This window comes from Haloimpatiens massiliensis, from assembly GCF_900184255.1.
GTDB lineage: Bacteria > Bacillota > Clostridia > Clostridiales > Clostridiaceae > Haloimpatiens > Haloimpatiens massiliensis.
The window spans coordinates 843,392-866,309 of record NZ_LT854640.1; the positions used below are offsets into that span (position 1 = coordinate 843,392).

Sequence of the window (22,918 nt, forward strand, 5' to 3'; positions counted from 1 at the left end):
TGATTTATTAAATATTATGTAAAAAATGTTATGATAATCATTACATAAGACTATAATTTAGGAACAAATATTAGAGAAATTTAATGGATTATATTATAAAAATTATCAAGCTTCAGCACAAGGTGGGAGTAATGCTCTATTTAATTTTTCCACTGTATTTGTAAATGATATAAAAGATTCAAATAAGGAAAAATGTTTTACTATAGTATATGGTTATAATAAAGATTATCAGGTAGTTAGTTATGAAATGAAACCGCTGGTCAAGAAAAGGGTATAGTCTCAAAAGTATCTAATAAAGAATATTTTATTGATATATTTAAGGGTAATTTTAAGAATATAATAAAAGCATAGATAAAGATGGAAATAACAAGATCAATATTTTTTATGATTAGTTAAGGCACATTCAAATAACAAGCCAGTATACTAGTCTATTTTGCGTCAGCAGAACCCGCGGATAGTTCTACTAGCCACGGAACCTGCTTCCTTGTCTGACACAAAATATACCAACATCTTTGACTTGTTATTTCTTTTCATGCACCTAAAAAAATAAATAGCTGTGAATCTTCCTTCATACTATGACAATATTCTAATCACATATAAATATCCCCAAAGGATCTCTTTATTTTATATAGGTACTTTATGTAATAAATTATGTTAGTAATGCTTAAAATATGTACAGTTATAATGAATAATGATACTATGTCTATAACCAGTGCTTGAGAATAATAAATTTTAAAATCAAATTGTAATTTTATGGGGGGATAAGCATGCTTAATAACTATTTATATAATAACAGTGATGAGAAAACAGATTTACGATTAAAATTTAATGAGGATGAATTAAACTATGACAGATTTCGTCCAACTTACGTAGCAGAAATGTTTAATGATATTATCAATTATTCTGAATTAAATAGTTTGAAAAAAGCACTTGAAATAGGAATAGGAACTGGTCAGGCAACCCTGCCAATTTTGAAAACAGACTGTAAAGTCACCGCTGTTGAGCTTGGCAAAAACTTGGCTGAATATGTAAAACATAAGTTTTCAAAATTCAGTAATTTTGAAGTAAAGAACCTTGAATTTGAAAGATTTATTACTAAAAACAATCAATATGACATTATATATTCTGCAACTGCCTTTCATTGGATACCACAGGATTTGGGTTTAACTAAAGTTCATAGTTTATTAAAACCTGGTGGAACCATAGCTTTATTCTGGAATCATCCATTTGTTAATCGTGAAGATGATGTGGTTCATAGAGAAATTAGGAAGGCATATTCTAAATATAGACCATCAGGTAAATCACCTACTGAATTTGATGGAAGTACATGCAAACAGTATGCAGATATTTTGTCAGCATATCATTTCACAGATGTTAGAACTAAGCTTTATCACAATAGGCGAGAATTAAATTCACATGATTATATTTCTTTGTTGAATACATATTCAGACCATAGAGCCTTGCAGAGCGATGTTAAAAATGAATTGGAGAATGAAATTGTACAGGCAATAGATACGTTTGGAGGCAAGATTATCATTTATGATACGATTGATTTATATTTAGCAAAAAAACTTTAAGTTTTAAATTTTATTATATAACAAATTATATTTAGAAAGTAGATGAGAATATGAGTTGGGTTGAGCCAATAGAAGAATTTGTCCCTTCTAATGAGCAAGAGAAAAAAGACAAGAAAATAATATTGAAATACATAAATATGTTTGATGATATTTTAAAAAGAGATAATGAAATTATTCATATAACAAGCTCTGGGTTTGTAATAAATAAGGATAAAGACAAAGTATTAATGGTACATCATAATATATTCAATGCATGGTCTTTGCCAGGAGGACATGCAGACGGTGAGAAAAATTTATTAGATGTTGCTATATCAGAAATTAAAGAAGAAACAGGAGTAAAAGATATTATTCCTATCACTAATAAGATTGTTTCATTAGATATTTTACCTTTGTTTGGACATTTTAGAAAAGGAAAGTATGTTTCATCACACTTACATATATCAATAGTATATTTAGTTCAGGCTGATGAGAATGATCAAGTTATTATTAAGCCAGATGAAAATAGTGCTGTAAAATGGATTCCGATCAATGAGATAGATATACACTCAAATGAATCCCATATGAAGAAAATTTATAATAAAATAATATCCAAAATTAAAAATTTATCAGTATAAATAAAAAATTATATATGATAGTCAAGTCACATTTTTCTTAAGTTATATCTTTATTTTCCAATCCAAAAATTACAATTTTGTCTACGTAATATAATTAACCATAAATTCTTAAAGAGTATTTAGTATATGTTGAAAATTTAAGAAATTAAAGGGGGCAATTTACATGATCAAATTAGAAAAAATTACAGAGGATAATTATAAAGAATGTTTGGAATTGAAGGTTGCAGAAGATCAAACTAAATTTGTATCATCAACTACACTTTCTTTAGCAAAGGCTTATGTATTTCGTGATATAGTTACACCTTTTGCAATTTATAATGATGGCATTATGGTAGGATTTATAATGATGCGTTTTAACAAAGAATATAGCAACTACTTCATTTGGCAATTTATGATTGATGAGAAATATCAGTTTAAAGGATATGGGAAGCATGCACTAAAACTTGCCATAGAATGGATGAAAAAAGATAATAGATGTCATGATATCGTTACCACATATATATTAGGAAATGAAACTGCTAAAAACTTATATACTAAATTGGGTTTTGAACAAATGGGAGAAGCTCTAGATGGTGAAATTGATATGATATTACATTTATAAAATACATGTGTTCATATTACGGAATAGTAAAAAATTTTAAACTATAAATATTTGTAATATTTGATAAAATTAATACATTAATTGAATATATTATGATATAATTGTATAGAGAAATTTGTTAAAAATAGTAATTATTTAGGATAGTTGCATAGTTACAAGATTTTTACGATAGGTGGGATGTTGCTATATGTTAGATGACTTTTTTCCATTGGAAGTATCTGTCCTGTCATCAAACGCTCTTTGTAATTATATTGCACAAGAATATTTTCCTCAGGCATCACTGAGATGTCGACTATTTTATAGGGGTTTGCATGACATATATAAGATTAATTCAGACAATAAAACGTATTTTTTCAAGGTATATCGTCAATGAATAAGACGCATAGAAGAAATTCAATCTGAGATTGATTTACTTAATCATTTGAAGAATTTGGATATTAAAGTATCATATCCTGTCATTAAACAGGATGGAACATTCATTGGACAATTTAAGACTATAAATGGAATAAGGTATGGCGTATTGTACACGTCTGTTGGAATGCGTGAATTTGACCAAATAGATGAAACGGCTGAATTAAACGAAAATCTAGGAAGTTATGTTGCTTCCATTCATAACGCTTGGGACAAATGTAATTTTGTTATTAATCGCCCAAATTTAGACTTGCATTCATTTATAGATGAGTCTATGAGTAATATAAGAGAATTTTATAATATCCATAATTTCGACATAGACTTTTTAGAGGAAGTTGCAAAAGAAGTAAAGAAAAAATTGACAAGTCTAGCTACTAAAAAACCACAATATGGAATATGTCACGGTGACATTTATGGTGGAAATATACGGATTGATGCTGATAACAATCCTGTACTATTTGATTTTGATTTCTGTGGGAATGGATGGAGGGCGTATGATATATCATTGTATGCTTTTCCCTTTGGTATGGGATGTGATTTAGCAAAGTTCAAAAGAAGAGAACAGCGTAAAAATCAATTTCTAAATGGATATAACAAGGTTAGAGCTATGAACGAAAATGAAATTAAGTCAATTGAAATCTTTATTCCATTCCGAAGGATTTTTAATATTGGTACTCTTTACATTTCTTTTTTACAAAATACTTGGGGAGACTCGCTTGTTATTAGAAACGTTGATGATGATATTTTAAACTTAAAAAATGGTTAGATCTAAATTCCATATTTTAATTTTATATAGAATTAAAAATAACTTTTTAGGAGGGGTATTATGTCTGAACCGACTAAATCTAGGATATTAAGTTGCTTAAAAGGCCTGGCAGTTGGAGATGCCATAGGAAAACAAACAGAAACTTTATCCTTTGAAAAAATCAAAGAATGGTATCCTAATTGTATAAACGGGTTTGAAGGTAAACTCGGCACTATAATGCCAAGATACATAGACAGGCATTATGAATGGAAGTTCGGAGAAACTACAGATGATACTGAACAAACTATTGCTGTTGCTGAATCAATAATAGAAGAAGGGACAGTATCTCATAGTAAAATTGGTGAGAAACTAATGTTATGTAAAAAATCTAATAGGCCTACTCTTCAGCTTGGAAAATTTTAACAGATTCGAGATGTAAATAGAGTTGTGTATGATGGTGATGGGTGTGGTGCTGCAATGAGAGTAGCTCCTATAGGCATTATTCATTCAAGTGATAAATTACATGAAATTGTTTCTGATGTTTTTGAATGCTGCATTCCTACTCATGGGTCCCAATTGGCCATATGTGCAGCTGCATCTATTGCTGGAGCGGTTTCAGCAGCTATTGATGGTAAATCAATAGAGAACATTTTTGAAATTGCACTTAAGGCTAGCATAGAATCTCAAAAGTACAGAAAATCAAATGAAGATCTTAAATACTATGAAGCATTAATGCATATGTACCAAGACTTATCGTTACGAAGTGAAATAGATATTAACTATCTAAATGAAAATTACTTTCCTAAAACTACAATTAATATAGTCCCACTTTCTATAGTTATTGCTCTCATTACTAAATCAGCAAAAAAGTCAACATTACTAGCAGCTAATTTAGGTGGGGATAGTGATTCTGTTGCCTCAATGAGTTCAGCCATTGCAGGAGCAATTTCGCCAGATACAGTTAATAATAAATGGTATGATGATGTCCAAGCTGTTAATAAAAATAACTTAATAGAATTAGGAGAGAGGTTATATTTACTTAGACATTAATTGGATGTGGGTATATAGAAATGAAAAAATATGAATATTTAAATGACAATATAAATTAGTTAGAAAGGATATACTTATGAAAAATTTATTTTTAGTTGAACCTAATAAAAAGTATCAAAAGAGTTTTGAAAATTACGCTCTAGCATACAGAAAAATAAATGATGAACATTATTTTAATAAATATAAAAAAGCACTACGGAATTTCCAAGATTATTTAAATGACTTACATAATTATTCCAAGGGAAATAACTTAACTAAAGGAGAGGTTATAACCTCAACATTCTGGTTAATTGATAAAAAAGAAGTAGTAGGTGTAGTGAGAATTAGACATCAAGAGGTAGAATGTGCTGGTCATATAGGGTATGATATATCCCCAGATCATAGAAATAACGGTTATGGTTTTCAAATTTTAAAACTAGCATTGATAATGGCTATAAAGATAGGAATGGAAGAAGTAATTTTAACTTGTAATATAGATAATATAGCCTCAAAGAAAATTATAGAAAAGAACAACGGAAAATTATTAGAAACTATTTTCGATGAAGACGAAAATGAATATCTGTACAAATATAGTATTACATTAGCAACTGATTGATTTCCTTCCACCTTAATTAAATATAGTGAGCAAATATATAAATACCAAATCAAAATGATGCTTATTAATAAATATAAACTAAATTTAAATAAGTAAAAGTTATATATTTAATTTTACAAATTCAAGTATTTAAGGTTTGAAAGGAGTTTTAATTTGGACATAATTGAAGCTATTTATAAAAGAAGGAGTATACGAAACTATTTAGATAAAAAAGTTGAAAAAGATACGATTATGACTTTATTAAAAGCTGCTACAGCAGCACCAACAGCAGCAAATTGTCAGCCGTGGGAATTCATAGTTGTTGATGATACAAAGAAACTTTCAGAACTAAAAGACAAATTAAATTTTGCAAGGTACAATGCACCTGCTGTTATTGTCGTATGTGGTAATATGAAATTAGCATTTAAAGGTCCTGGTAAAGATATGTGGGTTCAAGATTGTAGTGCCGCAATAGAAAATATTTTAATTGCAGCAACAAGTATGGGACTTGGTTCAGTTTGGATAGGTGTATATCCTATTGAAAGTAATATAAAGCCAGTAAAAAAGCTACTCAATATACCAGAGCATGTTACCCCTCTTGGTATTGTATACCTTGGATATCCTGCTGAGAGAAAAGAAGCGAGAACGCGATTGGATGAAAAAAGAGTGTATTGGCAGGAATATGAACCTAGTCGTAAACATAGGACAAAAGATAAGCCTATTATAGGACATTATTAGTGAAATAAAAGATATATAATTAATAATATGATAAAGACATTAATAAGAAGGAGGACATCTATGAAATTATTGATAATAGGAGCAAGTGGTTATTTGGGAAACACAGTATATAAAAAACTTAAGGAGTTCAGAAGTGATGATATCTATGGAACTTGTTGCAACTTCAATAATCAGGAGCTTTTACAAGTTAATGTATTAGATAAATTGGATATAAAGAAATTACTTTCATTTGAACCAGATGTAATTATTTGGAGTATTTATAATGTAGATGAAGAAATTTCCTTATCAAAAATAGGTTTAAGTAGCATAGTAAATAGTATTTCTAAAGATGTACGCTTGATTTATGTTTCTACCACCGTTGGGAGAGGAAAGGATCAGACTGAAAATGTAACTCCACATAAACGTATGCCTAATGAATATTTGCCCCAATATATTAATGGCAAAATTGAAGGTGAAAGTATAGCAAAAAAACATCCTAACCATGTAATTATAAGACCTGGAAGTATCTATGGCTATGACTATGATGGTAAAATGGATTCTAGAATGAAAAAACTTCTTGAGATTTCAAAAACAGGTGAAAATTATTCAAGAACAGCAAATATGTACGCTAGTTTTGTTAATGTTCAAGACCTTGCAGATGCAATAATTGAACTTGCATACAATAATTTTACAGGAATAATAAATATATCTGGTGAAAAACCAGTAAGTCATTACGATTTTAATATATATTTAGCAAAATTAATGAATATTGATGCAAGTTTTATAATACCTGACTATAAGCCAAAAGAAATCTATCGTAATTTAAATAACAACAAAAGAAAACTTTTACTTAAAACTTTAATACGAGATATTTGAATATTTATAAAATTTAGTTCATAATTGTAGTCTTTTATGAAGTATTAATAAGTTATATACAGCAATTTTTCTATGTACAACTACATCGACATAGGTTATATGCAATATATGTATAAAATAAATAAAATCAAATGATGTATAGAGATATACACTAGATATGAGGCGTGAGGTGTTAAAATTGATAAAAACAATTTGTAATATTGAGGAAGTAATTGATTTCGCATGGGAATTGAGTCAGGATAACCTAAATGCGAGCTATCCAAGAAAGGAATCAATTATAGAGCTTAAAGAATATATTGAAAAATTTGTAAGTGATGACAGCAAAAATGTACTAGCTTGCTATCATCAAGGTGTATTGTGTGGAATTTGTCTTTATTTTTGGATAACTGATGAAAAGTATGCTCAAACAAAGGTATTTTTAATTAGAGATGATTATGAGCAAATTGCAGAAGAATTTATTAATTATATAAGTAATCAATTAGCTGGATATCAATTTCTTATAACTGGAATACCTTTTACCAATAAAAATGCAAATGAATATTTTAAGAAAAAAAATATTGAGTGTATTGAAGCAAGCATTGTTACAAGAATATGTAATTTGGAATTCCATACGAATCAAAGGAATGATTGTGTAGAGGAAATTAACAAAAACATTTTTGAGGAATACGCTAGGTTCCATGATGAACACGCTATTCCTTTAGAAATGTATTATAATGCCAAAAATTTAAAAATAGATATAGATCGCTTTCGAATATTTGCTTTTAGGCACGATGAAGAGATACACGGGAGCATTTTTGCTAAAATAGTTAAAGAAGATGCAGAAGTATTTGGATTGTTTATAGATGAGAAATACAAAAATAAGGGCATTGAAAGTATATTAATTAATAAAATGCTTACACAATTATATAATGAATTTGGTGCAATAAAAGAAATTGTATATTTTATTGATGAAAATTCTACTGATGAATTAAATTCAGCATTAGCTGCAGGTTTTGAAGTTCAAGCTAAATATAGGTGTTACAAATGTACACTTTAGCTTGCCAAATTGTTATTTAGTAAAGGTTAGTATTTTTTTATATCACGAATTGTTAACTAAGTTATTAATATGTTATACACAAAAATAGTCTAAAAAGAAAAGAGAGGAGTTTTAGTGAAGGGTTGGTACTTACCATACACTTTCTAAAGATAAAGAAAGGGTATTGACTCAAAGCTTTTAAAACTTGTTCTTAAAAAATATGAAAATGCATATCAGAAAGTATTACTGACAGACAATCAGATAGAAACTGTTAATTTCTATAAACATTGTGGCTTTTTAAAAGTGAAGAGGTTGGATGCATAGCTTTTGTAAACTTTAAAAATTAGTATTTATAGATATTATCAATGTTAATTTTGTCTAAAACATCAAGTATATAATAGTAAGTATGAATATTTAGATGAAGCATGTGTTTATTTAATAAAAAAACTTATACAACATGAAAGTGGGATAACGATGGAGAAGGAATATATATAAAAACAAATTGGTCATGTATTAAAAGGTAAAGCTATTGAACTTGTTCCTGTAACAAAGGAACATATGGATTTTATATGTGATGAAGAAAGTAATTCAAAATTATGGTGTTATGAAGAATATGTTGAAATTAGCAAGGAACATATTCAAGAAAGATTTACTAAAAGAATTGAAGAAAACGATGTTTTTGATTTTATTGTTAAACGAAGTTCAGATGGTGCACAGATGGGAGTAGTTTATATATGGCAATGTAGTTCCACACGTAAAAGCTGGGAAATTGGATATGTTATCTTACCAGAGTTTCAAGGTAATGGATATTGTTTAGAAAGTGCTAAGCTTTTATTATCCTTTGCGTTTAATGAATTAAATGCTCATAAAGTTATAGGTATGTGCCATTGTGATAATCTCAAATCAACATCTGTAATGCAAAAAGCAGGAATGTCAAAACAAGGTGTGTTTAGAGAAGAATATAAATGTAGAGGTAAATGGGTAGACCAATTTTATTTTAGCATTTTAGAGCGGGAATATCATAGAATTTATAAAGAAAGCTAGTTTAGAATCAATAATTTTATTTAAGTTATTCTTAGATTGGGATAAAAAAGTATTAATTACGAATTACCAGGAGGTAAAACTATGATTATACGACGGACAGAATTTTCAGATGAAGAAAAAATATCAAAGCTAATAGCACAATTTAGAGTAGAATTAAAAGAACTTAAAGGAATTAAAGGAAAGGAAAATTAATAGCAGAAAAACAATTTCTATCAGATGTAATTAAGATTGGAACGGAGGGATAATATGCCCGGTACTATAACACATTTGACAATTGCCAATAGAATAATAAATACATTACCCGATGGAGTAATTACAAATAAAGGACTGTTTTATGCAGGTTCAATAGCTCCTGATTCAATTCATAGAAGAGAAGGATTTGTAAGAGCAGATAAGAAACACTCACACATGAGAGATACTATTGCAGATGTAGATTTTGGTAATAGAGAAAACCTTGCAATGTTGCCAAGAATGTTTTAAATTTGTAATAGGGATCATTGTCTAAAAAAATTGATACTTACTCTAAGCCATTTTATGGATGTTTTTCTTAGAGTAGTAGCTTACATATAAAAATAGACTTAATCACTGATATTACTTAGTTAAGTCGATTTTTATATGTAAATGTACCGTATTATAAAATGTATGTCACTGTTATTTTATATTGTTAACATCTTTTAAGATTTTCTCAAGCTTTTCTATAGATACAATTCGCTCATTACACTTCTGACTATCTAAACATATATTAAATCCTAGTGACTTGTAGTTACCTTTTGTTTTACAAATAGCTGAGACAAAAGCCACCTCATTTTCAGAACCTACATGATTACAAAGGGAACACATATTAGTATTGTTAGAATTATGACTTGGAATTTTACATACCATACCTACAAATTTACCATCCATATTGTAAATTAAAAATAATTTTCTATTGGTTTCATCAATCCAGCCTAAATACACATTTTTTGAATCCTGTAGACTTGGCTTTGGCAATTTTAAATTTTTTTCCTTTCTAAACAATTTAATAATTTTAGGTTTTGTAATACTTGGCATTCCATATACATATTCGTTTAACTCGTCTAAATACTTGTCAATCTGTGTGGGATCATTTATCTTACTAATATCAAGCAGCTCTCTTTCTTCATCAGATAAATTTGTAAAAAGGCTTAGTATTTTATCATGTATGTATGCTTTACTTACTTCAATAACATTAGTATCTACACAATTTCTGAAAGCACTATTTAAATCCCGTAAACATTTCTTTATATAGTTATATTCATATTTTTTTATAAAAGCCTCCATAAAGGCTATCACCTCTTTTCTAACATATGTAATTTTATATCCATTTAAATAACCTGATTAACCCACAAAAAACATTACATTACTTGAATTATGAAATTTCTCTGGAATGACTTGCATAAGAAGCGAAAGAACTGTTTAAATTTATTGTTCCGAGCTCTTATGCAAGTCACGGAGGAGAAATTTCATAATTCCACCGCATTCATTGTACCTTTTTGTGGTTTAATCATAATATCTTACTTACAGTTACATTTTATTACATGCCCATTAAAAAAAGATGATTATTATTACTCCTCCAACTGAAAGTAATAGTAATCATCTTGATTTAAAACATGCTATATTCACAATCATTTTATTTCTTATCTTTTGAATATTGTCTTAAATTAAAAATAATAACTTTCATTGGAATGCCACAATGAAATCATAACATGTTTTAAAATAAGTATTCAATCCAATAAATAATTCTGTAATAATTATGAGTATAAATCTTTCTCTTGAGTTATTATTCTTCTTATACTCTTTTCTGACAGGTAATATTCTTTAGTTAATGCATTAATAGTAGCACCATTAATGTATTTTTTATAAATTTCACTATTTCTAGCCTTAAGACTATTCTTTATACCACTTTTTTCTCCCCAGGCTTTATGGTTTTCATTTTTCCTGGGTACATAAAGATATTTTCCGTCTACATATTCTTGTATTATTTTAACAATTTTCTCAGGTAACACATCTTGCGCTTTTGCATACTTCATTTCCTTACTCCTCTGCTTTTTTATCATAGTGTTAAAGCAAAGAATACTCAAAAAGCTATGTGTTACAGAGCCTAAAACATATTTGCATTTCAGCTAAATTAAAAGCTTAGGCTCCAAACAAAGCATAGCTTACTTTGTTGTAGTCTTTGCACGGAGCAAGCTGATTTAGAGCTGAATGTATCACAGACTTTCATAAAAACACCCCCAATGCATTACAGTTAATTATATCATAATTAACTTAATTTTTAATATATGGATTGTTTGATGATTTAAATATAGGTAGAAAACTCTATAAAATATTGTTTTCATACAACTTTACCACAAAAATATGAACAGGAAAACTTTAAACTGGTAGCTGTATATGCTGATAAAACATTAGTGAAAGTGATAGTGATAGGGTAATAGGTTAAGTGTGCATTAGGTACAATAAATTGTAAACCAAAAGATATTGAAATTTTTTATGGGTTATCCAGTGGGCATTTTCCATAGAATATATGCTATAATTATATAAGATGAAATTATTGGAATATGTAAAAGGAGATGAGAGTATGGAGTTTAGAATTGTTTCATTACCACCGTTTAAAGCTGCTTCATCAGGTGTTGATAAAAATTTTGATTTTTCTGCAGAAGGAATATTAGGAAAGTTTGATGCATATTTTTCTGCTATTAAGCCATTGCCACGAGATGACTTTATGCCGCGAGATTTTTTATTTTTTGATCCTGTGGAACAAGGTATGGTTTGGTGGTGGGCGTTAACTGAGGACATGGATAGCGGTAGTAACGATGTAGTTGACTTTGATGGCGGATATTATCTTACTTACACATATAGAGACGGCGATGAAGAAATGGGTAATAAATTGTATAATGAGGCTATAGCCTACATTAATAAATCGGAGTTATTTGAACTAGATGAACGTACTAACCATTATAGTATGGGACATATTATTACTCCTAAGGATATTATCAAGGCACAGGGATGGGCACAGATGGAAACATTTATACCAATTAAACTAAGAACAGAACTTGATAGATAAGTACTAATTTTAGGATAGTATGCAGGTATCGGCGCTAAGAATGATGAGGGTATCGGAACTTATGGTTGTGTTTTGCATTTTCCATGAGAGCTAGTGCATATGAAAATAATATTAAGAAGATTGAGCTATTAACAGGTAATCAAAATTTTAATGCTCAAAGGTTTTATGAAAACTTAAGCTATATAAAGACTAATGAGATACAATATAAAAAAAAGGATGGGTGAATTAAATAATGATTAATATTTGTAAAGCAAAACCAGAAGATAGTAAAAGAGTAGCAGAATTATTTCATAATATGTGGAGTGACTCGGATATAAATGATTTACAAGCAGAGTTGTTTGAAAAGATTACATCTAACGAATGAGAAATATTTATAGCCTATAGTGATAATATTTCAGTAGGTGTTGCTCAATGTGGATTAAGAAAAGACTATGTTGAGGGGACAGACAGTACTCCGGTGGGATATTTAGAAGGTATTTATGTAATTGAGGAGTTTCGTAACAAGAGTATAGCCAGTATGTTATGCCAATCGTGTGAAAAGTGGGCAATGGAAATAGGATGTACAGAATTTGCTAGTGATTGTGAATTGACTAATAGAGAAAGCCTAGAATTTCACTTGGCTATAGGTTTTGCTGAAGCTAATAGAATTATTTGTTTCACAAAAAAATTAATCAAATAAATTCTTAATTTATATTAGCGATAAATAAGTTTTTAGAAAAATTATTTATGTTTATTTTTTATGAAAATTTGATATACACTTTATAAATGTATCAAACAAATTCAATACCACCCCCTAGCTATAGTGAAATAGTTCACCAATATAAACCCTCTATATTTGAATGGAGGATTTATATGAGAATTTTTGATTTTGAAATGAAACATGTGGAGGATGCAAAGTTAATTGCTATTGCTAATTATAATGAGGAGCGTGAGTATGTACCAATACTTCCTTCTATAGATATTCTTCCAGACTTAGACCATTTTGCAAGTAATGGATTAGGTGTTGTAGCCTTTGATAAAGGCAGAATGGCTGGATTTCTTTTGAAAATAATAAATTGAATAACTTATCATTACCTATGAGCATAGTGAGAATGTTAACTACTATAAATGAATATAAAGGGAAGCAAGATTTGTATAAAAAGCAATCACCTCAAATATTAAACACACTTAAAGATGTGCAATTATACAAAGTATAGAATCATCTAATAGAATAGAAGGTATTTATACTTCGAGTAAAAGCTTGGGTGAAATAATGGATAATAAAATAGAAACAAGCGATAGAAGTGAAAGTGAGATAGCTGTTATAGATATGTATTAAATACTATTCATAGTGCTTTTGATGCTATACCTATAAAATCATCTGTGTTATTACAATTACATAGAGATTTATACAAATTTTCATCAGCTAAGGGGGGAAACTATAAAAATACTGATAATGTTTTTGTACCAAAGTGGCTTTGAAGTTGGAAGATTTATTAGTTTAGAAAAAATTATCGAGGATAGCAAAGAAACTTATTGTGATACATTGAATAAGTCATCTATGCTATGGCATGATGGAAAAAATAATCTGCAAACATGGCTTGAGTATTTTCTTGGAGTTATCATAAAAGCATATAAGGAATTAGAGGCTATGGTAGGTTGTATTAAAAATACTAAGAGAAGATAGTTCCATGCGATTTTATTGAAGTTAGGGGAGAGTTTTCTAAGAATCCTTTAATTGATTTTATGGATTCAATGTATATATTAGGTGAATTGGTCACAGCATTTGATAAAGATAAAGCTAATAATCCTAAAGTTAATAAAAATAAAGCTTGAGAAAATAAAAAGATATTAGATCAAATAGAAACTTAAAGTAATAGTTTGAAAAATGGAAATATTACCAGATCGGCAGTTCAGTTAATACCAATATCGATATTTATGTAATAATAATTTCCACTAGTAAAATACTCAACTTAACTTTGTATAACAAGTTACAAAACACATCTGCAAAACCAATTATAGTGGTGCTAAGTTTAGAGGTGCTTTGAAAACGAAAAGTTATAATTTTTAATACTCAAGCTCACCATTAGGCTAATAACCAGATGTTAAAGCATATAAAGATTTTATTTAAAAGGTGTAGTCAATGTAAAAGGGTGCTAAGTCATCAAGTATTGTAATTTTAATAACCTAAATTCAAACGGGGTATTAAAATTTATTGTGGAGGTGCATAAGTGAATAAAGTTATATTTATAGAAAATAATGAAATATCATTAGTTAAATATACCCATGATGATGATAAGGAAATGTATAAGTGTTGGTTAGACATTAGGACTCAAAAAGGATATAATTTTGCCTTTGACCTTAGTTTTGAAGAGTTCCATGAAACCGATATTTCACAATTTCATTTCTTTAGTTCAATTGTTGATAAAAAAAATAAGAGTGTAATTGGTGCTATAAGGCTGTCTCCTCCAAAAGATGAGCCTGACCTTGCTATCATATAGAAGAAAATGTTATGGGTATAAGGCGTTTCTATTAGGACTTAACTATTGCTATAGAGAGTTAAAACTTCGAAAAGTTTGGGCTGGATGCTATGAAAGTAATTTAGCAAGTCAAAGGATACTTGAAAAAATAGGATTTGTCAGAGATAGAAGTGAAGATACATCTGAAGTAGATGCATTCAATGGTGCTGAAATTAAACAGTTAACTTATGTTTTAAGTTATAAAAACTTTCTAAAGATATATAAAAGTTTAAGTGGTGATTCGTAACCTTCTTAATTAAAAACTATTTAAAATTCAATTATATCTTTCAATTGCTATAACATATAGTAAACTTATTACCTCTTACTATAACAAACCAAATTTATACCAAAAGAAAGCTGGTGCAATTCATGATTAAACTATCAACCATTAAAGGAAGAAAAATAGAATATTTAATTACTGGGAGTGGAGAGAACACTGTAGTTATTATGCTTGGAATGGGATGCAGCATGTATGCTTGGTTAGATATTGCAGATGAAATATCTAAATATGCAAAGGTTATCATAATACACAGACCTGGTGTTGGAAATAGCGAACTACACCATGAAGGTAGTAATACATTGATAGCTGCCAAGGATTTATATTCATTATTAACTGAACTGAATATAAATGAAAAAGTTATATTAGTAGGGCATTCCTATGGAGGACTATGTGTTCAGCATTTTGCAAGATTGTATCCAGAAAAAGTAGAAAGTGTATTACTTGTTGAATCAGCATCAATGTATAGAGAAGATAAATTTGATAAATTAGAATGCCCTATATCAAATAAAACCGATTCAGATGAAATTTATTTAAAATTGTGGACAAGGTATTCTAAATATACTAAAGATAAATTAATAGAAGAAATAAAGCCAGAGCTATCAAAGGAAGAATTAAAGCAGCCTTTGGATATTCAAAATGAGCTTTTAGACTTTTACGTAAGACCTGAAATATATGTAAATCAACTTTCTGAATTAATTGATTTAAGAAGTACTGCAGGGAATATGAATACTTCAGGAAATTTTCCTAATTGTCCATTAATAATATTAATTCAAGATCCAGCGTACTCCATTAAAGAAATGGTGGAAGAAGGAGTACCTAAAATAGAGGCTGAAAGAATTGTGGAATTATCTCAAAAGTTATCTTACGGATTAAAAGAGCTATCTAATAATAGCAAATGCACAATTGTTAAAGATAGTAATCATTGTATAAACGAAACTAGGCCTGATGCAGTTATTGATTCCATAAAAGAATTATTATTTATTTAAAGTATTGAATTTATTTAATCATAACTTTAGAAGATTCACCTGTGAAGAAAATGACACAATATTTATACAAGAATCTACTTTTTCTTCAAAAAAGAACATGAATCAAATTATACATGAATTTACTCATCTTGGATGGAATGCAAAAGCTGAAGGAACTGTTAGCCGTTCACGCTTTTTCGATGAAGCTTTTACAAGTTATTATGAAATGCCAATTATGAATACACTAGAGAGAAATGAACATTATTTAGATTTATATTCTAAAACTTGGAATGAACAAATGAACTCTGGCAAATATAAAGAAATTCCAATTCATAAGTTTGGTGAATATGAATATGGTGATTTAAGCTATACTGCAGGAGCTATATGTTTATATGAATTAACTAATATCATTAGTGAAAACATCTTTGATAATATAACCACGCAATTCTTAAACGAGTTTAAAAATAAGCCTACAACTTTTGAGGATTTCTGCAATTTTTATATTGATAAGGCTACAAATGATAAAAAACAAAGTGTAAAAAAACTATTTGATGATTGGATATACTCATGTGAAGGATTTAAAAAGTATATAAAGAATACTTAATAGTAATGATAAACTTTGAAATTGTTGTCCATGGACATAGATGCCATTATCCCACACTTTTTCGGAGAGTGGAGTATTACGATATAGCCATCAGATAAAAGATGGAAGGAGAGCGATGATATGGATAATATAATTTATTATATGAATGGGCACGAAGAAAATGAAATTTTAAGTGGTAATTGGACAATCTTTGATAGATATGAAAAAAATAAACTTAATGCAATTAATGATAAAAATAATGATTTAAAAGTTCGAACATTAGTTCTGTATTCTGTGAAAAATTTATATGTTTTAGTTGTAAGTAACCAAGACAAAATTATAAATAACGATAGAGCTTATCAAAATGGTGATGGATTTCATTTTGTCATAGCAAAACCTAACGAAGATGGTATACCAACTGATGAATTTTATGTAATAGGAGTCAGTCCATTAAGCAACAATAAGCGAAGAATTTTTCAATGGTATAAAAATGTGGAGTGTACTGGAAAACAAATTACTAATGGTGATATAAAGTATAAATATATTGATGGAAACATGTATTTTTTAGCTTCAATATCCTGGGAAGAATTGAATCCTTATAAACCATATATTTGTGAAAAATTAGGTTTTAATATAAGTTTTGTAAGGGATATTAATGATGAGAAGAAAACATTTATTTTAAAAGAAGATGACTATATTCAATCAGAAAATAGTCTTAGAAAATATGAATTATTTAAATTTGAAAATCCAACAAGCAATGATACGCCAGATATATTAATTGATTTAGATAAAATTAATTGTAAGACCTATGAAAATGTGATGTTAAGAATAGCAATAAATAGTAATAATGAATCTACAGCAAATATTCATCTTAAAATAAATAATAAGAAATGTATAAATAAAGTTAAAAAGGTAACTAAAGGGTTAAACCTAATAAGGATTGTACTAAATAACTATAATCTTGAAGAATATAATAATATTATAAATTTAAAAGTAAATCTAGATACATATACTATGGAAAAGAACTTTCAGCTTTACATTTATAATGAAGAAAAATTCAATATGCTAGAAAATAAGATAAACACTTTTAATAAAGCAGAAAATATGTTTTTAAAAGAAAGTATTGATTCATTAAAATTCTATTGTAAAGATTTTAATAACTACTTAAGTCAATTAAAAGAATATGAGTCTTTTGAAACTTTAGATAACTACATAAAAGATATAGAATATAAATTAGATTTAGTAAAGAATGGTGAAGATTTATTCAAAGCAGGACAAGTATTAAGATTAGGCTTTAAATCTCGTGAAGATGCTTCTATTCAACCATATTCACTATATATACCTAAATCAGTAGAAAATAATGATTTCCAAGGCTTAATGGTATGTTTACATGGTAGTGGAAGTGATGATAGACATGGGATTAATATTTTTCATAAAAGATTAGCCGAGGAATTAGGATTAATTATGTTGGCACCTTTCGCAAGGGGAACATCTCATTGCTATTGTACTACTGAGGCTTTATCAGAAATAATAGAGATAACACAAAAGATTAAATCTATATTTAAATTAGATAACAAAAAGACAATTTTACAAGGCTTCTCAATGGGTGGATACGGTGTCTTAAGAACTTTTGATTATTGTAAAAAAGAATTTCAAGCATTAGCCATATTTTCAGGCCACCATAACCTTGCAAATATATTTGAAATCGAAAATCAACCTAATTATTTAGACGATCATAATATAAGTAAATTTAAAAATGCAGATATGATAATATATCATGGAACAAAAGATGGGAACTGTGATTTTAAGGAAGTTAAAGAATTTTTAGATAAAATTAGTTTAGTTAATAATAAAGCTACAGTGTTTACATCAGAATGTGGACATGAAGGTCTAAAAAAGGAATGGTATGAGAGCTTTAAGGAATGGGTTAATAAAATTATATTATCATGACTATTTAATAAAAATGGGGAAGTGAATTTTTGTGATAAAAAAGAAAACAATAATTGAAGATGAACTATCAAATGAAAAGAGTCTAGTAAAATTATATGGAAAGTTACAGATTTTAAAGGCAATGCTTTATCAGGCACTGACATTAAGATTTTAAGTAGAGAATTTGAGCCAATATATAAAACTATCACTAATGAAGAAGGATTATATGAATTAAATGTAAAACCTAATATATATGCTTCTTTTTTTGCTTGCAAAGATTATGCAGTAAATAATTTAGAATATTGGGCTTGGAATCTTCCATTATTAGGCCACATGGAATTGAATGTGAAAATAGATGGTCTAGAAGTATATGCTATCAATGCTTTTCAGGTTCAGGGAGCTACTCCAAATAGGATTATGTTATTCTTTAGACCTATGAGCTTAAAAAAAAGCAAACCCTTAAAAGAATCAGGAGAAATAGATGCATTGGAAATTGCACCTATATCTCCAAATCTCACTAAGGACCATATTCATGTAATTATAAATGAAGAAAAAGTAAAAATTTATGAAATAAATAAAGTCTTTGAAGATAGAGGAGATAACAAAAAACTTATTTCTTATCTAATACATGTAGGATTGCCTAAAAACTTAAATAAATATGAGTATAATAAGATTACCATTACATTGTATGACAGTGAAACCCATGAGAGAGGGGAAGGAAGTTTATTCTGGAAAGCAGATGAAGTAATATAAAATTCACAAAATAATCATATTTCAGGAGTTGTTTGCGTAACAATCTATGGGCATGAAAGTGAAAAAGGTGCAGTATTATGGGTACGTGAAATAGCTGTACGTCCAGAATATCAGCGAAGGGGAATAGCAAAAAAATTATTAAATCAAGCATTATCTTATGGAAAATATTACGGAGCTAAAAGGGCATTCCTTATGGCAGATGAGTGTAATGAGGGCGCAATAAAATTATACGAAAGCATGGGCTTTATGGCAAACAAAAATGAAGCTGAAAATGATATGATACTGGGAAACTAAGCCAAATAGGCTTAGTTTTTTAATAATAAAAATACTGCCTATATAGTAAAAAATAGGACATAATGTTATTATGTTTATAGAGTTTATCTACGAGGTGATAATATTGAAAAAGATTATGATTATTGAAGATGATTTGGATTTAGCAAAATCACTAAAAGAATATTTGATTAATCAAAGTTTCAAAGTCATATATTTGGATAATTTAGAAAACTATATGGAAGAAATAGTTGAATTCAAACCTAATTTAATTTTGTTAGATATAAACTTAAGAAATATGAATGGTTTTTCTATTTGCCAAAAAGTAAGAAAACAAAATAAAATTCCTATAGTTTTTGTTACAGGTAGAGATAGTGATATAGATGAGATAAAGGGAATTACTGCTGGTGGAGATGATTATATTCGAAAGCCTTTCTCAAAAGATGTTCTTTTAGCTCGCATAAATAGAATATTAAGTTATCAATCCTATGAATATATTAACGAGATGATTATCTGCAATGTTGTTTTAAACATTAGCAAGAATGCTGTCATCCATAGAGAAACAAAAGAAGAAGTAGAATTATCAAAAAATGAATTTAGGATTTTATATTATTTAGGACTCCATCAAAATCAAGTCATTGATAAAAATAGATTGATCAATTATTTGTGGGATAATAATCTGTATATTGACGAAAATGCCTTATATGTTAATATGTCAAGATTAAGAAAAAAACTAAAGTCCATTGGTGCCGATGATCTTATCACTACTATACCCTCTAAGGGGTTTTCTATATGTAACAAGATATTTATCTTTTCAAAAATCAAGAATTACAAAAAACTGTTTATATTTTATTCTTGTAATATTGTTTTTATATTTTACAGGTACAAACAAGAGTGTTCTTATACTAGTTTCTTTAATTTCTTTAATCTTTTTTATCATAAATCTTGGCTTTGAATACTTGAAATATAGAAAAACATGTTTAAAAATAAATCAGCTTATTTCAGAATTAGATAAAAGATATTTAATTAAGGAGCTTTTAAATGAACCTAAAGATTTATATGGAAGCTTATACTATAGAGTTCTAGAGAAAGCATTATATGATATGGTTACAGATATGGCAAAACAAAAGAAGAATACCAGGATTATAAGGAGTATATTGAAGAGTGGATTCATGAAATGAAAACACCTCTTACCACAATTTATATGTTGGACATGACACAAAAGGATAGCTCAAATAAAATTAGTAGAGAACTTTCCAAATTATCCAATTTAATGGAAACCAGCTTGTTTTATATAAGAGCTAATACGTTAGAAAAAGATTATCATGTAAGAGAGATATATCTTTTTAAAATAATACATGAAGTATTATTAAAAGAAAAAGCTGCAATACAAGAAAAGAGAATAGAAATAGAAATTATTCATGACAATGTTGATGTTTCGGTTTATACCGATAAGAAATGGATAGAGTTTATTTTGTATCAAACGCTATTAAATTCAATAAAATATGTTAAGCCACTAGGAAAAATATCTTTCAAAATTATCAAAGAAGTTGGGATAATAAAGCTTATTATGGAAGACAATGGATGCGGTATATCTTCAAGCGATCTTCCACGGGTATTTGAAAAAGGATTTACAGGAAGTAATAAAAGAAGGGGAGAGGCAACCGGAATTGGACTTTATCTATGTAAAAAAAGTGCAGACAAAATGCGAATAGACTTATCTATAGAATCAAGGGAAAATGAATATACAAGGGTAATCATAGGTTTTCCAGTAGGGGATTACTATAAATTAAAATGACCTTACAACTCTGTAAGATGTATTTTATCATCTCGTATCGTACAATAAAAGCATAGTCCAGCTAAGAAATGTCAATAAGAATTAAAAAAATAATTAATATTTTTATTATCTTAAAAAAGGGTAACCTTAATAAACTTTTGTTAGACTAACAAAAAACGGAAATTATATTTATGGAATTATACTACGCAGCGAAGCCGCATTTCGCTTTGAGATAATTCTTTTGGTGTTCTTCTGGTGTAATTATTTCAAATTCTTTCCCATCACGAAGAATGGCAAATAATATGTTACAAACTTTATGCATAACTGCCCCAAGAGCAATCATTTTAGGCTTACTTTGGCACTTTAAAAGATAGTATTCTCGAAGTACTTGATTTTTGGCGGAGCCATCTTTGTTTTTGCTTATGCTGATTAATGCCATAGTGTGAATTACTCTTCTGGCAATTCGAGAGCCTCGCTTTGACATACTGATTTTTGTGCCATTAAAGTTGCCAGATTGCTTTACTGCTGGATCTAAACCAAAATAAGCAAAAAGCTGTTTTGGTGAGTTGAACGCAGAGAAATCTCCGATTTCTCCCATGAGGCTTACAGCAGAAAGAAAACCTGCACCTTTAAATGTTTCAATCAAGTGAATTTGCTTTACAAAATCAGTATTTTCATTTTCATCAACAAGCTTATGCATTTCAGAGAGTATAGAAGAAATCTCTTCATCATACTTTCGAATAAAGCTTATGTATAATCTAATACGCTTAAAATTACTACTTACAGAATAACCGAAGGTCTTTGCATCATTGGCAGCCTTTATAATGGCATTATACTTATTATTAGCATATGTAAGCCCAAAACGAGCTGTAGATCTTATAGAATCAATAATCTCTTCTTTGGAAGCATTTAAAAATGCATCTGGAGATGTGTATGTTTCTAATAAGGTTAATGATGTATTAGTAGTTATTTTTGAAAAAATTTTAAGGTATTCTGGAAATACCATCCGAAGTTCACTTTGAAGTTTGTTCACATAAGCAGAACGGTTGTCCATCAAATCATAATACTCTCTTGAAAGATTTCTTAAATCAAGAGCAAGATCTGATGGCATAAGAGATACTTTTAAATCTGGCTTTAAGCCTATTAAGGCAGCTTTTTTTGAATCAAATCTGTCATTATGCACTTTTCTAATGTTAATGTTTGTGCTATTCTTAGTGATGATAGGATTAATTAGGTTAACATTAAATCCAGTATCACGAAGATAGCAGAAGAGTGGGTAATGATAAATTCCCGTGGATTCTAGGAAAATGCGACTTTCCAAAGAATACAACTCTTCTGCTTCTTTTATTTTAGAAACAGCGAGTTCAAGGGAATCAATGTTTGAATGTAGTATTTTAAAAGGCTTTCCAACAAAGGTCTGGTTAGGAAGTGCGATAGACATCCAACTGAAATCTGCACCAACATCAATACCGACCGAGATAAATAAATTTTTAAATAAAATGTTTGACATGAGCAAAAGCTCCTTTCCGATAGGAATCCATTTCCATCTAATGAGTA

At 28.7% G+C, this 22,918-nt stretch carries 29 protein-coding genes and 1 pseudogene; 27 read left to right on the forward strand and 3 right to left on the reverse strand.

All coding sequences use genetic code 11. The annotated features are described in order from the left end of the window. The first annotated feature begins 767 nt into the window (after nt 1-767). The 11 genes and pseudogenes from C1715_RS12170 to C1715_RS12230 all read left to right on the forward strand — a co-directional run bounded on the left by C1715_RS12170 (nt 768) and on the right by C1715_RS12230 (nt 9,704). Nucleotides 768-1,577, forward strand: a complete 810-nt coding sequence (locus tag C1715_RS12170; protein WP_102400752.1) for a class I SAM-dependent methyltransferase — start codon at nt 768-770, stop codon at nt 1,575-1,577. A 50-nt stretch (nt 1,578-1,627) separates the two neighbouring features. Next, complete coding sequence (locus C1715_RS12175) at nt 1,628-2,191, forward strand: NUDIX hydrolase (protein WP_102400753.1); 564 nt, start codon at nt 1,628-1,630, stop codon at nt 2,189-2,191. A 163-nt stretch (nt 2,192-2,354) separates the two neighbouring features. Next, nucleotides 2,355-2,792, forward strand: a complete 438-nt coding sequence (locus C1715_RS12180) for a GNAT family N-acetyltransferase (RefSeq protein WP_102400754.1) — start codon at nt 2,355-2,357, stop codon at nt 2,790-2,792. 421 nt (nt 2,793-3,213) lie between these two features. Next, on the forward strand, nt 3,214-3,969 hold the full coding sequence (locus C1715_RS12185) for a phosphotransferase (RefSeq protein ID WP_242971948.1): 756 nt from the start codon (nt 3,214-3,216) through the stop codon (nt 3,967-3,969). Between the two features lie 60 nt (nt 3,970-4,029). After that, nucleotides 4,030-4,998, forward strand: a pseudogene (locus C1715_RS19805) (ADP-ribosylglycohydrolase family protein). A 76-nt stretch (nt 4,999-5,074) separates the two neighbouring features. Beyond that, nucleotides 5,075-5,593 carry a GNAT family N-acetyltransferase gene (locus C1715_RS12200; RefSeq protein ID WP_102400757.1) on the forward strand — a complete coding sequence of 173 codons (519 nt, stop codon included), beginning with the start codon at nt 5,075-5,077 and terminating at the stop codon, nt 5,591-5,593. A 153-nt stretch (nt 5,594-5,746) separates the two neighbouring features. Then, the gene (locus tag C1715_RS12205; protein WP_102400758.1) at nt 5,747-6,310 is read left to right on the forward strand and encodes a nitroreductase family protein; all 564 of its coding nucleotides are present in this window, start codon (nt 5,747-5,749) and stop codon (nt 6,308-6,310) included. 60 nt (nt 6,311-6,370) lie between these two features. Beyond that, nucleotides 6,371-7,165 carry a sugar nucleotide-binding protein gene (locus C1715_RS12210; protein ID WP_180964071.1) on the forward strand — a complete coding sequence of 265 codons (795 nt, stop codon included), beginning with the start codon at nt 6,371-6,373 and terminating at the stop codon, nt 7,163-7,165. A gap of 178 nt (nt 7,166-7,343) precedes the next feature. Then, nucleotides 7,344-8,201: a GNAT family N-acetyltransferase gene (locus C1715_RS12215; RefSeq protein WP_102400760.1), complete on the forward strand. Its 858-nt coding sequence runs from the start codon at nt 7,344-7,346 to the stop codon at nt 8,199-8,201. Between the two features lie 507 nt (nt 8,202-8,708). Continuing rightward, the gene (locus C1715_RS12220) at nt 8,709-9,224 is read left to right on the forward strand and encodes a GNAT family N-acetyltransferase (protein ID WP_278320137.1); all 516 of its coding nucleotides are present in this window, start codon (nt 8,709-8,711) and stop codon (nt 9,222-9,224) included. Between the two features lie 246 nt (nt 9,225-9,470). Next, a complete protein-coding gene (locus C1715_RS12230) occupies nt 9,471-9,704 on the forward strand; it encodes a zinc dependent phospholipase C family protein (RefSeq protein WP_102400762.1) in 234 nt (77 codons plus the stop codon). A gap of 171 nt (nt 9,705-9,875) precedes the next feature. On the opposite strand, the gene C1715_RS12235 is transcribed toward C1715_RS12230, so the two are convergent. Next, nucleotides 9,876-10,523, reverse strand: a complete 648-nt coding sequence (locus C1715_RS12235) for a FusB/FusC family EF-G-binding protein (RefSeq protein ID WP_102400763.1) — start codon at nt 10,521-10,523, stop codon at nt 9,876-9,878. A gap of 470 nt (nt 10,524-10,993) precedes the next feature. Continuing rightward, on the reverse strand, nt 10,994-11,323 hold the full coding sequence (locus C1715_RS12240) for a CD3324 family protein (protein ID WP_278320106.1): 330 nt from the start codon (nt 11,321-11,323) through the stop codon (nt 10,994-10,996). Nucleotides 11,324-11,820: 497 nt separating this feature from the next. Here C1715_RS12240 and C1715_RS12245 point away from each other — a divergent pair, with 497 nt between their 5' ends. The 16 genes from C1715_RS12245 to C1715_RS12310 all read left to right on the forward strand — a co-directional run bounded on the left by C1715_RS12245 (nt 11,821) and on the right by C1715_RS12310 (nt 21,382). After that, the gene (locus tag C1715_RS12245; RefSeq protein WP_102400765.1) at nt 11,821-12,306 is read left to right on the forward strand and encodes a hypothetical protein; all 486 of its coding nucleotides are present in this window, start codon (nt 11,821-11,823) and stop codon (nt 12,304-12,306) included. Nucleotides 12,307-12,538: 232 nt separating this feature from the next. Continuing rightward, nucleotides 12,539-12,670 (forward strand): hypothetical protein, encoded by a 132-nt coding sequence (locus C1715_RS20225; protein ID WP_341457750.1) that lies wholly within the window; start codon nt 12,539-12,541, stop codon nt 12,668-12,670. A 9-nt stretch (nt 12,671-12,679) separates the two neighbouring features. Next, on the forward strand, nt 12,680-12,985 hold the full coding sequence (gene aac(6') / locus C1715_RS12250; RefSeq protein ID WP_341457760.1) for an aminoglycoside 6'-N-acetyltransferase: 306 nt from the start codon (nt 12,680-12,682) through the stop codon (nt 12,983-12,985). 173 nt (nt 12,986-13,158) lie between these two features. Next, nucleotides 13,159-13,365, forward strand: coding sequence for a hypothetical protein (locus C1715_RS12255; RefSeq protein ID WP_102400767.1), 207 nt, complete (start codon nt 13,159-13,161; stop codon nt 13,363-13,365). Nucleotides 13,366-13,741: 376 nt separating this feature from the next. Further along, nucleotides 13,742-13,972: a Fic family protein gene (locus tag C1715_RS19630; protein ID WP_207654974.1), complete on the forward strand. Its 231-nt coding sequence runs from the start codon at nt 13,742-13,744 to the stop codon at nt 13,970-13,972. A 544-nt stretch (nt 13,973-14,516) separates the two neighbouring features. Continuing rightward, entirely contained in the window at nt 14,517-14,786 is a 270-nt protein-coding gene (locus C1715_RS12265; RefSeq protein WP_102400768.1) for a hypothetical protein, read from the forward strand. Continuing rightward, nucleotides 14,761-15,051: a GNAT family N-acetyltransferase gene (locus C1715_RS12270; RefSeq protein WP_102400769.1), complete on the forward strand. Its 291-nt coding sequence runs from the start codon at nt 14,761-14,763 to the stop codon at nt 15,049-15,051. The genes C1715_RS12265 and C1715_RS12270 overlap by 26 nt, the downstream gene beginning before the upstream one ends. A 122-nt stretch (nt 15,052-15,173) precedes the next feature. Then, on the forward strand, nt 15,174-16,070 hold the full coding sequence (locus tag C1715_RS12275; RefSeq protein WP_102400770.1) for an alpha/beta fold hydrolase: 897 nt from the start codon (nt 15,174-15,176) through the stop codon (nt 16,068-16,070). Between the two features lie 4 nt (nt 16,071-16,074). Then, on the forward strand, nt 16,075-16,653 hold the full coding sequence (locus C1715_RS12280; protein ID WP_102400771.1) for a M1 family aminopeptidase: 579 nt from the start codon (nt 16,075-16,077) through the stop codon (nt 16,651-16,653). Nucleotides 16,654-16,773: 120 nt separating this feature from the next. Continuing rightward, on the forward strand, nt 16,774-18,582 hold the full coding sequence (locus C1715_RS12285; RefSeq protein ID WP_102400772.1) for a hypothetical protein: 1,809 nt from the start codon (nt 16,774-16,776) through the stop codon (nt 18,580-18,582). 31 nt (nt 18,583-18,613) lie between these two features. Further along, the gene (locus C1715_RS20060; protein ID WP_278320107.1) at nt 18,614-18,736 is read left to right on the forward strand and encodes a hypothetical protein; all 123 of its coding nucleotides are present in this window, start codon (nt 18,614-18,616) and stop codon (nt 18,734-18,736) included. A 158-nt stretch (nt 18,737-18,894) separates the two neighbouring features. Continuing rightward, nucleotides 18,895-19,314, forward strand: a complete 420-nt coding sequence (locus C1715_RS12290) for a hypothetical protein (RefSeq protein ID WP_207654975.1) — start codon at nt 18,895-18,897, stop codon at nt 19,312-19,314. Nucleotides 19,315-19,332: 18 nt separating this feature from the next. Further along, nucleotides 19,333-19,608, forward strand: coding sequence for a GNAT family N-acetyltransferase (locus tag C1715_RS12295; RefSeq protein ID WP_102400774.1), 276 nt, complete (start codon nt 19,333-19,335; stop codon nt 19,606-19,608). 103 nt (nt 19,609-19,711) lie between these two features. After that, nucleotides 19,712-20,539, forward strand: a complete 828-nt coding sequence (locus C1715_RS12300; protein WP_180964074.1) for a response regulator transcription factor — start codon at nt 19,712-19,714, stop codon at nt 20,537-20,539. A gap of 4 nt (nt 20,540-20,543) precedes the next feature. Further along, nucleotides 20,544-20,765, forward strand: coding sequence for a hypothetical protein (locus C1715_RS12305; protein WP_102400776.1), 222 nt, complete (start codon nt 20,544-20,546; stop codon nt 20,763-20,765). Nucleotides 20,766-20,797: 32 nt separating this feature from the next. Continuing rightward, nucleotides 20,798-21,382, forward strand: a complete 585-nt coding sequence (locus C1715_RS12310) for a sensor histidine kinase (protein ID WP_207654976.1) — start codon at nt 20,798-20,800, stop codon at nt 21,380-21,382. Between the two features lie 181 nt (nt 21,383-21,563). Here the strand turns inward: C1715_RS12310 and C1715_RS12315 are convergent, their stop codons facing one another. Beyond that, nucleotides 21,564-22,871 (reverse strand): IS110 family RNA-guided transposase, encoded by a 1,308-nt coding sequence (locus C1715_RS12315; protein WP_035287686.1) that lies wholly within the window; start codon nt 22,869-22,871, stop codon nt 21,564-21,566. Nucleotides 22,872-22,918: the final 47 nt, after the last annotated feature.